General features: G+C 29.2%; 9 protein-coding genes, 1 tRNA gene and 1 riboswitch. Of the genes, 2 read left to right on the plus strand and 8 right to left on the minus strand.

Going from position 1 to position 13,744, the window contains the following annotated elements; translation table 11 throughout:
* The first annotated feature begins 48 nt into the window (after positions 1-48).
* Complete coding sequence (locus Q1J60_RS12335) at positions 49-1,392, plus strand: M28 family metallopeptidase (protein ID WP_300262797.1); 1,344 nt, start codon at positions 49-51, stop codon at positions 1,390-1,392.
* Between the two features lie 117 nt (positions 1,393-1,509).
* On the opposite strand, the gene prfB is transcribed toward Q1J60_RS12335, so the two are convergent.
* The 6 genes from prfB to recD2 all read right to left on the minus strand — a co-directional run bounded on the left by prfB (position 1,510) and on the right by recD2 (position 10,385).
* A protein-coding gene (gene prfB, locus Q1J60_RS12340) for a peptide chain release factor 2 (protein ID WP_300262800.1) occupies positions 1,510-2,605 on the minus strand; the annotation gives its coding sequence in 2 pieces (ribosomal slippage) (positions 1,510-2,526 and positions 2,528-2,605; 1,095 coding nt in all).
* 185 nt (positions 2,606-2,790) lie between these two features.
* On the minus strand, positions 2,791-5,313 hold the full coding sequence (gene secA, locus Q1J60_RS12345; RefSeq protein ID WP_300262803.1) for a preprotein translocase subunit SecA: 2,523 nt from the start codon (positions 5,311-5,313) through the stop codon (positions 2,791-2,793).
* 232 nt (positions 5,314-5,545) lie between these two features.
* Positions 5,546-6,085, minus strand: coding sequence for a ribosome hibernation-promoting factor, HPF/YfiA family (gene hpf / locus Q1J60_RS12350; RefSeq protein ID WP_300262806.1), 540 nt, complete (start codon positions 6,083-6,085; stop codon positions 5,546-5,548).
* Positions 6,086-6,535: 450 nt separating this feature from the next.
* Positions 6,536-7,195, minus strand: coding sequence for a ComF family protein (locus Q1J60_RS12355; RefSeq protein WP_300262808.1), 660 nt, complete (start codon positions 7,193-7,195; stop codon positions 6,536-6,538).
* The gene (locus tag Q1J60_RS12360) at positions 7,171-8,133 is read right to left on the minus strand and encodes a hypothetical protein (protein ID WP_300262810.1); all 963 of its coding nucleotides are present in this window, start codon (positions 8,131-8,133) and stop codon (positions 7,171-7,173) included. The genes Q1J60_RS12355 and Q1J60_RS12360 overlap by 25 nt, the downstream gene beginning before the upstream one ends.
* A gap of 17 nt (positions 8,134-8,150) precedes the next feature.
* Positions 8,151-10,385: an SF1B family DNA helicase RecD2 gene (recD2, locus tag Q1J60_RS12365; RefSeq protein WP_300262813.1), complete on the minus strand. Its 2,235-nt coding sequence runs from the start codon at positions 10,383-10,385 to the stop codon at positions 8,151-8,153.
* Between the two features lie 136 nt (positions 10,386-10,521).
* Here recD2 and nagA point away from each other — a divergent pair, with 136 nt between their 5' ends.
* Positions 10,522-11,658 carry an N-acetylglucosamine-6-phosphate deacetylase gene (nagA, locus tag Q1J60_RS12370; RefSeq protein ID WP_300262816.1) on the plus strand — a complete coding sequence of 379 codons (1,137 nt, stop codon included), beginning with the start codon at positions 10,522-10,524 and terminating at the stop codon, positions 11,656-11,658.
* Positions 11,659-12,010: 352 nt separating this feature from the next.
* On the opposite strand, the gene metK is transcribed toward nagA, so the two are convergent.
* Complete coding sequence (metK, locus tag Q1J60_RS12375; RefSeq protein ID WP_300262818.1) at positions 12,011-13,186, minus strand: methionine adenosyltransferase; 1,176 nt, start codon at positions 13,184-13,186, stop codon at positions 12,011-12,013.
* A gap of 251 nt (positions 13,187-13,437) precedes the next feature.
* Positions 13,438-13,543, minus strand: a riboswitch (SAM riboswitch).
* Between the two features lie 75 nt (positions 13,544-13,618).
* Positions 13,619-13,704 (minus strand) — tRNA-Tyr (locus Q1J60_RS12380).
* Positions 13,705-13,744: the final 40 nt, after the last annotated feature.

Here is a 13,744-nt window from a genome sequence, read left to right on the forward strand (position 1 = left end):
TTTAAATCTCATACTTTTAATTATAACCTAATATTTATGGAGGAGAATATGAAAAAATTATATATAACCATAATAAATATACTTCTTTGTACATTTATTTTGCTTATACAACTCTCTTTAATTTATAAAAATAGACTTGATATCTTTGAACGAGAAGATGTTTTAAAGAATATAGAATACTTAACCTCTGATAAACTAGAAGGAAGACTTTGTGGAAATGAAGGTAATTACTTAGCTCAAGAGTTTATTGAAAATTCTTTTATTAAATCAAACATAAAAAAACTTAATTCTAGTTATCTTCAAGATTTCAATGTAAAAGCACCTATTTTAGTTGAAGGAGAGCCATATTTAAAAATTTACGATAAAAATAATAAACTAGTATCTTCATATAAATATGGAGTAGATTTTAAAGAAGCCTTTATAAATTTTAGAGTAAATCATATAGCCTTTAATAATACAAATGAATTCAAGGTTCTTTCTACAATAATAAAAGGAACCTCCTCATCTAACAACAGTGTTGTATTTCTTTCATCTCCAGTAGAGTCTTTTAATTTTAGAAGTTCTTTTATTGAGGATACCCCTTGTGATTTATATGTATTAGTAACTCCAAATCTTATAAAAGAATTAGAAACATATTTAAATAAAGGTTGCAAAATAGACTGTTTTATCCCTTATGAAGTTAAAGAGAAAGTTGTTAACAATGTTACTGGAATTATAAAAGGTAAAAATCCATTTTTACCTCCTTTGGTCTTAACAGCTCATTTTGATCATATGGGTAAAGGAATTTCAGGAGAAATTTATAGAGGTGCTTTAGATAATGCTTCTGGAACTTCATTTTTATTAGAATTAAGCTCTTTCCTAGCATCACTACCTCAACCATCAAGAGATATAGTAATAGTATCTTTAAATGCTGAAGAATTTGGATTACTAGGTTCTAAAAATTTTGCTAAAGAAAATAAAGACTTATTAAAAGATGCTACAATTATTAACTTTGATATGATTGGAAGCGATAATAATATTCCACTTACATTTATGGCAGGAGAAGATCCTTGTTTCCATAGTAATTTACTAGATAAACTTTGTGAAATTTGTAACAAAAAGAAAATAACTAATATTATAGAAAATAAAGATTCTTCTGACCATGCAAGCTTTATTAAAGAAGGTTTTGACTCAATAACAATAAATGATGGTGATGTAACAAGAATTCACACACCAGAAGATAAAATTGAATATATAAGTCCTACAGCCATAGATAGAAGCTTCTCTGTTGTGTGGAGTGAAATATTTGACTCAGCTTACTCATCCTCTGGATTATTCTTATTAGACTCAAGAGTTCTTATACTACTAATATTATCAGCTTTAGTTTGTTTAATATTAAAGTTAAAAATTTAAATTATAAAATTAATGCAAAAGTGACTATACCAAAATAACTTTAAAATAAAACTTATAAATAATTTAAAGAATATATATTTATAAGTTTTATATTCAAACTTTGATATAGTCACCTTTTTATGAATTTAAATATGCAATTATAAAATTATCTATATCTCCATCCATTACTCCGTTTACATTAGATGTCTCAACATTAGTTCTATGATCCTTAACCATTGAATACGGATGGAAAACATAACTTCTTATCTGACTTCCCCATCCCATATCTTTTAATTCACCTGTTAAATCCTCTATTTTTTCCTTATGTGCCCTTTCCTTAAGTTCTATAAGTTTAGACTTTAACATTCCCATAGCAGTATCTCTATTAGAAAACTGACTTCTCTCATTTTGGCATTGAACTACTATTCCAGTTGGAATATGAGTAATTCTTACTGCTGACTCAGTTTTATTTACATGCTGACCCCCAGCTCCACCCGCTCTATAAGTATCTATTCTTAAATCAACTGGATTTATTTCTATATCTTGATCTGAAGTTAACTCTGGTAAAACTTCTACTGAAGCAAAGGAAGTTTGTCTTTTACCATTAGCATTAAAAGGTGATATTCTAACTAATCTATGAATACCCTTTTCTGCCTTTAAATATCCATAAGCAAATTCACCTTTAACTTTTAAAGTAACACTTTTTACTCCCGCTTCATCTCCAGGTAAATAATCAATAGTTTCTAAGGAATAGCCTTTCTTTTCACACCATCTTGTGTACATTCTAAGGAGCATCTCTGTCCAGTCATTAGCATCACTTCCACCAACACCTGTATGCAATGTTAATATAGCATCATTTCTATCATATTCACCAGAAAGAATTGTCTCTATTTTCAATGAATCTATCTCTTTACTTAAAGACTTAACCTCACTTATTATCTCCTGTGCTGTTTCTTCATCATTTTCTTCCATAAGCTCTTTTAATACTTCTACATCATCTATTCTTTCATTTAAACTTTTAAATTTATCAATTTTATCTTTTGCTCTTTTTGCTTCTTGGGTTACTTCTTGGGCTTTTTGGACATCATCCCAAAATCCCGATTCTTGCATCTTAAGCTCTAATTCTGCACTCTTCTTCTCTAAAGATGCTAAGTCAAAGTGAAGCCCCCATTTCCTTTAAATTATTTTTTAGTTCATGTAACTTTGATAATTGATTTTCAAGTTCCATAATCATAAAAACTTCACCCCTAGCTTTAATTATTTTCATATTATAAAGTATATCACTTTATAGCTATTTAAAACAATAACATCATATTTAGTAAAAAATTTAAATATAATCTTAAAGATTATAAAAATATTTAAATTAATAAAGTTATGTAAAAAAGCCTTTGCAAGTAATGCAAAGGCTTTTTTATTATATTAAACTACTTCTCTTCCACAACATGATTTATATTTTTTTCCACTTCCACACGGACATAAATCATTTCTACCTACTTTAGGCTCTTTTTTAACTGGTTTTTTCTTTACTTCTAAAGAGTCTCCACCATGACTTGCTCCTGTTTCTTGAACAACTCTTTCTCTTTGTGGCTTTTCAGCTTCAACTTTTACATGGAATAAGTATCTTACTGTGTCTATTTTGATATTATTTATCATTTCATCAAACATAGCACTACCTTCCATTTGGTAAGCTTGAGTTGGATCTTGTTGTTTATAAGCTCTTAATCCAATACCTTGCTTTAAGTGATCCATATCATCTATGTGATCCATCCACTTAGTATCAACAACTCTTAAGATTATAACTCTTTCAATTTCTCTCATTTGTTCTGATCCAACGAAATCTTCTTTTTCCTTATAGATTTCCCTAGCACATTCAATGAACTTTCTAGTAATTTCTTCATTTGAAGAATTTTTCAATTCTTCTACAGTAAATTTACCATGTGGTAGCATTATATCTTCTAAATATTTTATTAAGTCTCCAAGTTCTTTTTCAAAATCATCTTCATCAATATTTCCTAAATGAGCTTGAACAGCATTAGTTATAACATCTTCAATCATAGCTTGAACACTGTCCTCTAAGTTTTCACCTTCTAAAACTTGTGATCTTTGTTTATAGATAACTTCTCTTTGCTTATTCATAACATCATCGTATCCTAATAATGTTTTTCTTATATCAAAGTTGTTACCCTCTACTTTCTTTTGAGCATTTTCTATTGATTTAGTAACCATTTTACTTTCAATAGCCTCTGTTTCTTCTAATCCTAATCTATCAACAACGGCTTGAAGTTTTTCTGATCCAAATATTCTCATTAAATCATCCTCTAAAGAGATATAGAATCTTGAATGACCTTTATCTCCTTGACGACCAGAACGTCCTCTAAGCTGATTATCTATTCTTCTTGACTCATGTCTTTCAGTACCTATGATTTTTAAACCGCCAACTTCTAAAACACCTTCTCCAAGTTTAATATCAGTACCTCTACCAGCCATGTTAGTTGCAATTGTTATATTACCTAACTCACCTGCATGAGATACAATTTCAGCTTCTTGCTCATGATATCTAGCATTTAAAACCTTATGTGAAATTCCTTTTCTTTTTAATAAAGATGAAAGATATTCTGATTTTTCTATACTAGTTGTACCAACTAAGACTGGTTGACCTGTCTTATGAGTTTCTATTATTTCTTCTACTATTGCATCATATTTTCCTTTAGCAGTTTTAAATACTAAATCTGAATGATCTTCCCTTTGAACTGGTCTATGAGTTGGAATAACCACAACATCTAATCCATATATTTCTCTAAACTCAGTTTCCTCAGTAAGAGCAGTACCTGTCATACCTGCTAATTTAGTGTACATTCTGAAATAATTTTGGAATGTTATAGTTGCTAAAGTTTTAGATTCTCTTTGAACTTTAACACCTTCCTTAGCTTCAATAGCTTGGTGAAGACCATCTGAATATCTTCTACCTTCCATAAGTCTTCCTGTAAATTCATCAACTATAGCTATTTCATCACCTTTAACCATGTAATCTTTATCTCTCTTCATTACATAGTTAGCTTTTAACGCTTGAGTAATATGGTGTTGTAACTCCATATTATTAGCATCTGCATAGTTTTCTATTCCAAAAGCTTTTTCTGCCTCTGCAACCCCTTTATCAGTAAGCATTGCAGCATGTGCTTTTTCGTCTATTGTATAATCTTCTTCTTCTCTTAATTTCTTAACGAAGAAATCAGCTATTTTATAAAGATCTGTTGACTTACTTCCCGCTCCTGAAATTATAAGAGGAGTTCTTGCTTCATCTATAAGAATTGAGTCAACCTCATCCACTATACAGTAGTTTAATGGTCTTTGAACTCTTTCTTCCTTATAAATAACCATGTTATCTCTTAGATAATCGAATCCAAACTCATTATTTGTTCCATAAGTTATGTCTGAATTATATGCTTCTCTTCTTTGATCATTAGTTAATCCATGAACTATAACCCCAGTAGTTAATCCTAAAAATTCATATAATTGACTCATCCACTCTTTATCTCTTGTTGCAAGATAATCATTGACCGTAACTACATGAACACCTTTACCAGATATAGCATTTAAATAAACAGGTAAAGTAGCAACTAATGTTTTACCTTCACCAGTTTTCATTTCAGCTATTCTTCCTTGATGTAATACTGTACCACCAATTAATTGCTCTCTATAGTGTTTCATTCCTAAAACTCTTGTTGATGCTTCTCTACAAACAGCAAAAGCTTCTGGAAGCATATCATCTAAGCTTTCTCCTTTAGCATATCTATCCTTAAATTCAAATGTTTTTTGCTTTAATTCTTCATCAGATAGTTTTTCCATTTCAGGTCCAAGCGAGTCTATTTTATCTACAATAGGTGTTATTCTTTTAACTTCTCTATCGCTATAACTTCCAAATATTTTATCAAATAATCCCATTATACTATCCCTCAATTCTATTTTCTTATATGCGTAATATTCTAATAATTATCTAATTATAACATATATATCTAACATTCTAAATTTTCCAAAAAAATATTTAAAATAATTCTCATTCGATTATACCATTTATAGTAACCTATTTTCAATAAATGTAATAATTTAGATAAAACTTTCACATAAAAATAAAAAGATGTAAGTAAAAACCTACATCTTTTTTATATTTATTTTATTATTCTTCATCTAGTCCTGGTTCAATTAAACCATAATTACCATCTTTTCTTTTATATACTACATTCAATTGATTTGTCTCTGGATCTTGGAAAACAAAGAAATCATGTCCTATAAGTTCCATTTGTAAAACTGCTTCTTCAGCTCCCATTGGCTTAACATCAAATCTCTTAGTTTTTACTATTTTTGCTTCCTTTTCTTCTTTAATATCATCCATTTCATCTATATGAGCAAATCTTAATGAATCATATCTATTTTTCTTTGATAATCTAGTTTTTTGTTTTCTTATTTGTCTTTCAATTTTTTCTTCAACTAAATCTATTGACTTATACATATCGTCTGTAGATTCTTCACCTCTTAATAATACCCCATTAAAAGGAATCATAACTTCTATAATTTGTTTATTTTTCTGTACACTTAAAGTGGCTTTTGCTTCAACTCCTGGTTCAAAATACTTACTTAACTTGGATATTTTCTTTTCTACACAATCCTTTAAAGCATTTGTTAACTCTATATTTTTAGCATGTACTGTTACTTTCATATCGTCAGCCCCTTTCAAAAAAACAAGTAACCTTAATTATGTAAAGGTTTAAATATTATACTATAATTGTACTCTGTTAAAGCTTTTTATACAAGTTTTAATTATCTTAATTAACTGAAAATTTTATAATATAAAGAATACATGTCTAATTAAATCTTCTCTTTACTTAATTTATTTATGTGAAATGAGACTTGACATAAAATAAAAAAGAACCATGAAAATCATAGTCCCTTTTTATAGCTAGTTGACCTGGTCTTTGACCCCACACTCGCCTACTGGAGCTTTCGCTACCCGGAATTAACCTCTCACTACTAACCCTCTCAGCCTTTATTGGCTGGTAGGTCTTACTTCTAAGCCGCACCATGCTCATTAAAACTTTGTTTAACTTACGTGGATCGTTTCGCCTGCGACTGGCATCGACTTTCAACCACAAACCTAACTACACTACTATTATATATTACTTTTAGCAATAGTCAACAAAAAAATTTTAATGTCTTTAATTTTTTTCAACTCTCTTACACATGCCTTTAATGTTGCACCAGTAGTCATTACATCATCTAAAAGTATAATACTCTTTCCTTCTAAATTCTTATAACTTTTAAGTTTAAAAGCATTTTGTACATTTTTTTCTCTTTCTACTTTAGATAATGATTTTTGTTCTTTTACTTTATTTTTCTTTTTTAAGGTTTTTATAGCTTTAATTCCTAACCGTTTTCCTAATTCTCTTGATAAATATTCACATTGGTTAAATTCCTTTTTTTTAAGGGAATCCTTTGCTGCTGGAACATATGTTATAAAATCAACATCTAAATTTGATTCTTTTATTTTTTCTTCTAGTAACATAACTAATATTTCACCAGCATGAAAATCTCCTCTATATTTAAGTCTTAATATTAAATCCTTAACTATAAAAGAATAATAAGAACAGATTAATATTTCACACTCTTCAATAATTAGATTTTCCTTTATCTTTTGTATTTTCCATTTGCATTTATCACAAATTATTTTTTCTCCCTCTGTATTGCATACATAACATTTTTCTTCGGTTGGATAAATAGCTTCTAAAAAACATTGAAATAAATAATCTACCTTATCTTTGACTCTCTCCATAACGTTTCATTAAAGCCTCTTGCTAACCTCCTAGCAGTTTCTATATTTTCTCCCTCTTCATTACTTAATAATATTACTTCTCTTCCATTACACTTATTTTTACATAAAGCACCACATGCAAATATTATTTTTTTGTAATCAATAGGGTCATTTTCAAAAGAATAAATCACCATATCACACTCTGTAATACAATCAAAATATTTATGTAATGAATCGGTTATAAAAATAATACATTCTTTTTTAAATCTATTTTCATTTACTATCTTTAAAAATGAATTTTTTTCATCTTCTTTTACTATTTTAACCTTATTTTTTAAATTTAAATCCTCAGTATAATATTCATAAATTTTATTTAAATTAAATTTATTTGGAACATATATGACCAGTATTCTCTTTTCCCTTATAAACCATTCAATATAATCATATAATGTATAAGGCATTGCAGATTCTAAATTAACTCTAGTTGTTATTAGTCTTGGCTCTAAAAAATGTTCTTTTCTTTGATTATTTAATATTTCTATGTGCTTTATATTGTTAAACATCTTATCTACTGAACATATTACTATCTTCTTAGATAGTAGTTTTAAATACATTAAATCCTCATTGCACTGAATATTACTCTTATCTGAATATAAACTTACATCATCGTATATTATTAAATCAAAATTATTTTTTATATTAAAAATATTATTAAAATTTACAAAATCAAAATTCATAGAATTTAATTGCTCATTTTTACAAACTTTTCTACTCTTGCCTACATACAAAACTTTTTCATTATTTATTAAACAATCACTAATTAAACTTTCAATAAAGTTCAACTTTTGATATGGTTCACATATAAAATTTATAAACCTGTCGTTGCTCTTTACATACCATTTCTTTAATATATGACTATATCTATTCTCAGTCCTTAAATTATTGTCATATAAGCTCACTTTTAAGTCCCCCTACTTTAATCTTGTTCAAAAATATCATTAGATATCACTTCTTTTATTCTCCAATTTAAAGACGAATAACGCTCCATACTCCTTGTATTATCAACCATATATTTTAACGCTTTAGGTATTCCAACTACTACAACCATTTCTTTTGCTCTAGTTATTCCTGTATATAATAAATTTCTATTCATAAGTAATGGTGATCCCATATATGCAGGTATTATTACTACTGGAAATTCACTCCCTTGACTTTTATGTATTGTAATAGCATAAGCTAAATCTAATTCATCTAAATACATAAAATCATAAATAACTCGTCTTTCATCATCAAAGATTATAGATAGTTTTTTCCCTTCTAAATCTATATTTTCTATAAATCCCATATCTCCATTAAATACACCTGAACCTTCATGCTCACCCTTTCCAGCTATTCTAGTCCATTTTAGAGAGTAGTTATTCTTTATCTGCATAACCTTATCTCCTTCTCTAAATACCATACTTCTAAATTCTTTTTCTTTTTTGGATGAAGATTTTGGATTTAAAACATTTTGAATTTTTTCATTTAAATTTGTAACTCCTAATACTCCCTTTTTCATAGGAACTAAAACCTGTATACTTTTTAATTTATCCCAATTCGAATTAAACTTAGGTAACCTAGTATTTATTAAATCTATGATAGTATTTAATATTCCCTCTTGAATATCATTTCTTATAAAGAAGAAATCAGTACCTTTTTCATTTAACTTAGGCATTTCACCTTTATTTATTTTATGTGCATTTACTACAATCATACTCTCTTTTCCTTGTCTAAATATTTCCTTTAGACGTACAACCTTTGTAAATCCACTCTCTATAAAATCATTTAATACATTTCCAGCTCCTACTGATGGAAGTTGATCAACATCTCCCACTATTATAAGTCTAGTACCTACATTAATAGATTTAAGTAACGCATTCATTAAAGTTATATCAATCATTGATGCCTCATCTATTATCACCACATCAGCCTCTAATGAATGTTCTTCTGCATTGGTTACGAAAACACTTTCTTCCTTTTCAAAAACCCCCATGTCAAGCATCCTATGTATTGTGGTAGCTTCTTTTCCTGTAGATTCACTCATTCTTTTAGCCGCTCTTCCTGTAGGTGCTCCCAAAAGAACCTTCAATCCACAAGTTTCAAAAATATCGATTATACACTTTATTATGGTGGTCTTTCCTGTTCCTGGACCTCCAGTTATTATCTCTATTCCATTTTGAAAAGCACTTGTTATAGCATCTTTTTGTGATTCTGCAAAATTTATATTATTTTTCTTTTCAAATTGAAGTATTAGGTGATCAACATCTACATTTATATCTTGAAAATTACTTATAGCTAAAGTTAAAATCCTATTAGTTATTCCAAGCTCACAATAATAATTAGGTATTGTGAAAACTCCTTCTTTGTCATTAACATTCTCTAACTTTAATTTTCTATCTAAAGCTGCATTTTTAATATTTTCCTCTATTATATCTTCACCTACAGTTAATACATTACTTGCTTCCTTTATAAGTTCATCCTTTGGCATAAAAGTATGCCCATTAGCACAAAATTGATTTATTACGTATCTTATTCCACTTTGAATTCTAAAAGGCGAATCAATTTCTATCCCTAAACTTTTAGCAATCTTATCAGAAGTCTTAAATCCTATTCCTGAAATTTCATCACAAAGTATATATGGATTATTTTTAACTGTATCAACTGAATTAGCTCCATATTTTTTATAAATTTTCAAACACTGATTCACACTTAATCCATGAGTTTGCAAAAATATAGTTATATTTTTTAATTCTCTTTGTTCTCTATAAGACTCAATTATGGTCTCTAACTTCCTTTTACCAATTCCTTCTATTTCTTTTAATCTTTCAATATTATTATCTAAAATATCAAGGGTATCTTCTCCAAATTTATTTACAATTTTTTTTGCTGTAACAGGACCTATACCCTGTATTATCCCAGAAGATAAATATCTTTCTATTCCATCCTTTGAATTAGGTAATATTTCTTCACATTCTTCTACTTTAAATTGTTTTCCAAACTGGGAATGGTTAACCCAACTTCCTGTAATCTTTAAATTTTGTCCTTCTTTTACATGGGGTAAAACTCCCACTGCTGTATGAATAATATTATTTTCTCTAAACTTTATAACTGTATACCCTGTATCTGAACTTTTAAATACTATACTCTCAACTATTCCATTTAATGCTTCCATATTACCTCCTAAAAGGTTTCTCTTGAATTGTTATTACTATTAATTATATCACAATTATTTAATTTAAATCATAGTGCTTATTTTGTTGACTTACGCAAATTAAAATTTTAAGATTATTATAAGGAAGGTGATTTGTATGTTAATAAAAAACTGTAATATAGTATATTTAGACAAGATTGAAAATGGAAATATACTTATAGAAAACGGAAAGATAAAGGCTATAAATCCTAAAGAAGAATATGATTGTGAAATAATAGATGGACAAGGATTATTCCTATCTCCAGGATTCATAGATGTTCATATACACGGCGCTGGTGGCTACGATACTATGGATGGTACTTATGAAGCTATAAATGAAATATCAAAAGTTATAGTTAAACATGGTACTACTTCATTCTTACCAACAACAATGACAGTAGCTGCTGAAGACGTATGCAAATCAATGGAAGCTATCCATAAAGCAAAAACTGAAGGAACAGATGGAGCTAATGTTTTAGGTGCTCACTTAGAAGGGCCATTTATAAGTCCAAGTGCAATAGGAGCCCAAAATCCTGATTTTTTAATACCTCCAACAAAAGAAAATTTCTATAAATTAGTTGGGGAAAATGAAAATGATGTTGTTTCAATAACTCTTGCTCCAGAAGTAGATGGTGCTAAAGAACTTACTAAATTCTTAAGTGAAAAAGGTATAGTTGTTTCAATAGGACATACTAAAGCTACTTATGAAGAAGCTATTGAAGGAATAAAATGCGGATGTTCTCACGCCACTCATTTATTCAATGCAATGACTCCATTCACTCATAGAGAACCCGGGGTTGTAGGTGCTGTTTTTGATAGTGAAATAACTACTGAAACAATATCAGATGGTATTCACATATCATATCCAAGTTTAAGAGTTGCCTATAAACAAAAAGGAACAGACAAAGTTTTATTAATAACTGATGCTATGATGGCTTGTTGTATGCCTGATGGAATGTATTCATTAGGAGGACAAGAAGTTGAAGTTAAAAATGGAGCTGCAAGATTATTAACCGGTTCTTTAGCAGGATCAATTTTAACTTTGGATGTGGCAGTTAAAAATATATTTAATAACACTAATTACCCACTTAATGAAGTTATAAAAATGGCTACTTATAATGGAGCTAAACACTGCAAAGTTGATGATAAAAAAGGCTTAATTAAAGAAGGTTATGATGCAGACTTAATTCTTTTTGATGAAAATATAGATATAAAATATGTAATAGTTAATGGAAAATTAGTTCATAAAGCTTAATATAAAAAGTTACTGTATCAAAATTAGTACACTCTGTTAAGTAACCACGGCATAAAAAACTGTGTAAATTCTACTTAACGGAGTGATTTTTTATGGAGAGAAAACAAATAACTAAAGTTTTTTGAAATACTTAAAACAGAGCTTATTTATTATAATAAATATTATTGCAAAGAAGAATTGTTTAATGATATAGAAAAATTTATAGCTTGGTATAATACCCAGATATTTTAATCAAAACTAAAAAAACCACACTCCGGTTAAATACCTAAGTGCGGCTTAGAAAGACTTAATTTTTTAGCTATGTCTACTTTATTTGGTCCACATCATTTTGATACAGCCAATTTTCTCTATATTAAAGATACTTCTTTATTTCTTCAACTTTATTTAAATTTTCCCATGGAAGATCTAAATCTGTTCTTCCAAAATGTCCGTAAGCTGCTGTTTGTCTATATATAGGTCTTCTTAAATCTAAATCTCTTATTATAGCTCCTGGTCTTAAATCAAATACCTTATTTATTATATCAACTATATCTTCATCTGATATTTTTCCAGTTCCAAAAGTATCTACTATAATTGATACTGGTTTAGCAACACCTATAGCATATGCAACTTGAACTTCTAATTTATCTGCAACTCCTGCAGCAACTAAGTTTTTAGCTACCCATCTAGCAGCGTATGCAGCTGATCTATCAACCTTAGTTGGGTCTTTTCCTGAGAAAGCACCACCACCATGTCTTCCATATCCACCGTAAGTATCAACTATTATCTTTCTTCCTGTTAATCCAGCATCTCCTTGAGGTCCACCTATAACAAATCTTCCTGTTGGATTTATATAATACTTAGTATTTTCATCTAATAACTCTGCTGGCATAACAGCTTTTATAACATGTTCCATTAAATCTGCTTGTATTTGTTCTTGAGATACTTCTGGACCATGTTGTGTTGAAATTACTATTGCATCTATTCTAACTGGTTTATCATTTTCATACTCAACAGTAACTTGTGTTTTTCCGTCTGGTCTTAAGTAAGATAAAGTTCCGTTCTTTCTTACTTCTGTTAATCTTCTTGATAATCTATGAGCCATAGCTATTGGTGCTGGCATAAATTCTTCAGTTTCATTAGTAGCAAAACCAAACATCATTCCTTGGTCTCCAGCTCCAACTGCATCTATATCAATTTTTTCTCCAGCTCTTGATTCTAAAGCTTCATCAACCCCCATAGCTATATCTGATGATTGCTCATCTATTGTAGTCATAACTGAACAAGTTTCACAGTCGAAACCATATTTAGCTCTATCATATCCTATATTCTTTATAGTTTCTCTAGCTATTTTAGGAATATCAACATAACAATTAGTTGTTATTTCTCCCATTACCATTACTAATCCTGTAGTAACAGCTGTTTCACAAGCAACTCTTGCATTTGGATCTTTTTCAAATATAGCATCTAAAACTGCATCTGAAATTTGGTCGCATATTTTATCTGGATGCCCTTCAGTAACTGATTCTGATGTAAATAATCTTTTCATGTATATAATGCCATCTTACTATCTTAATAAGATAGCCAATTCACCCCTTTCATTTTTATTTATTCCAACATGTTTATTTTAATAAATAATTAAATCACTCTTCCCAACGATTCAAAATAATATCTTTAAACTTTAATTAACAAAACTTTATTTTAATGCGCGCCTTTAAAATATTTTTGTTAATTAAAAAATCTCTTCTCAAACCTTTAAAGATTTAAGAAGAGATTTTAGTTATACACTAAATTTACCTTCTCTCATCTTGTAAAGAATTTCTTTACCGGAATTGGCACCGTAGTGACTTCTCACTGGTTGCCGGGTTTCATAGGGCCTTTTTCCCTCCACCTCTCTGGATAAGAGCATATAAATACTAATTATTCTATTTTATTAAGATATCATTTTAATAAAGAGACACTCATTAAAAGTGTCTCTTTCTGGTGGTGGAAGAAGGATTCGAACCTTCGAAGTCGTCCGACAACAGATTTACAGTCTGCCCCCTTTGGCCACTCGGGAATTCCACCACTTATGGAGCTGATGATCGGACTTGAACCGATAACCTGC

The sequence above is a fragment of the Clostridium sp. genome (genome assembly GCF_029258205.1).
GTDB lineage: Bacteria > Bacillota > Clostridia > Clostridiales > Clostridiaceae > Sarcina.

Bases quoted from the DNA above. Each gene is read 5' to 3' on its own strand.
- Q1J60_RS12335 (WP_300262797.1), top strand. From the start codon at position 49: ATGAAAAAATTATATATAACCATAATAAATATACTTCTTTGTACATTT.
- secA (WP_300262803.1), bottom strand. From the start codon at position 5,313: ATGGGATTATTTGATAAAATATTTGGAAGTTATAGCGATAGAGAAGTT.
- hpf (WP_300262806.1), bottom strand. From the start codon at position 6,085: ATGAAAGTAACAGTACATGCTAAAAATATAGAGTTAACAAATGCTTTA.
- Q1J60_RS12355 (WP_300262808.1), bottom strand. From the start codon at position 7,195: ATGGAGAGAGTCAAAGATAAGGTAGATTATTTATTTCAATGTTTTTTA.
- recD2 (WP_300262813.1), bottom strand. From the start codon at position 10,385: ATGGAAGCATTAAATGGAATAGTTGAGAGTATAGTATTTAAAAGTTCA.
- nagA (WP_300262816.1), top strand. From the start codon at position 10,522: ATGTTAATAAAAAACTGTAATATAGTATATTTAGACAAGATTGAAAAT.
- metK (WP_300262818.1), bottom strand. From the start codon at position 13,186: ATGAAAAGATTATTTACATCAGAATCAGTTACTGAAGGGCATCCAGAT.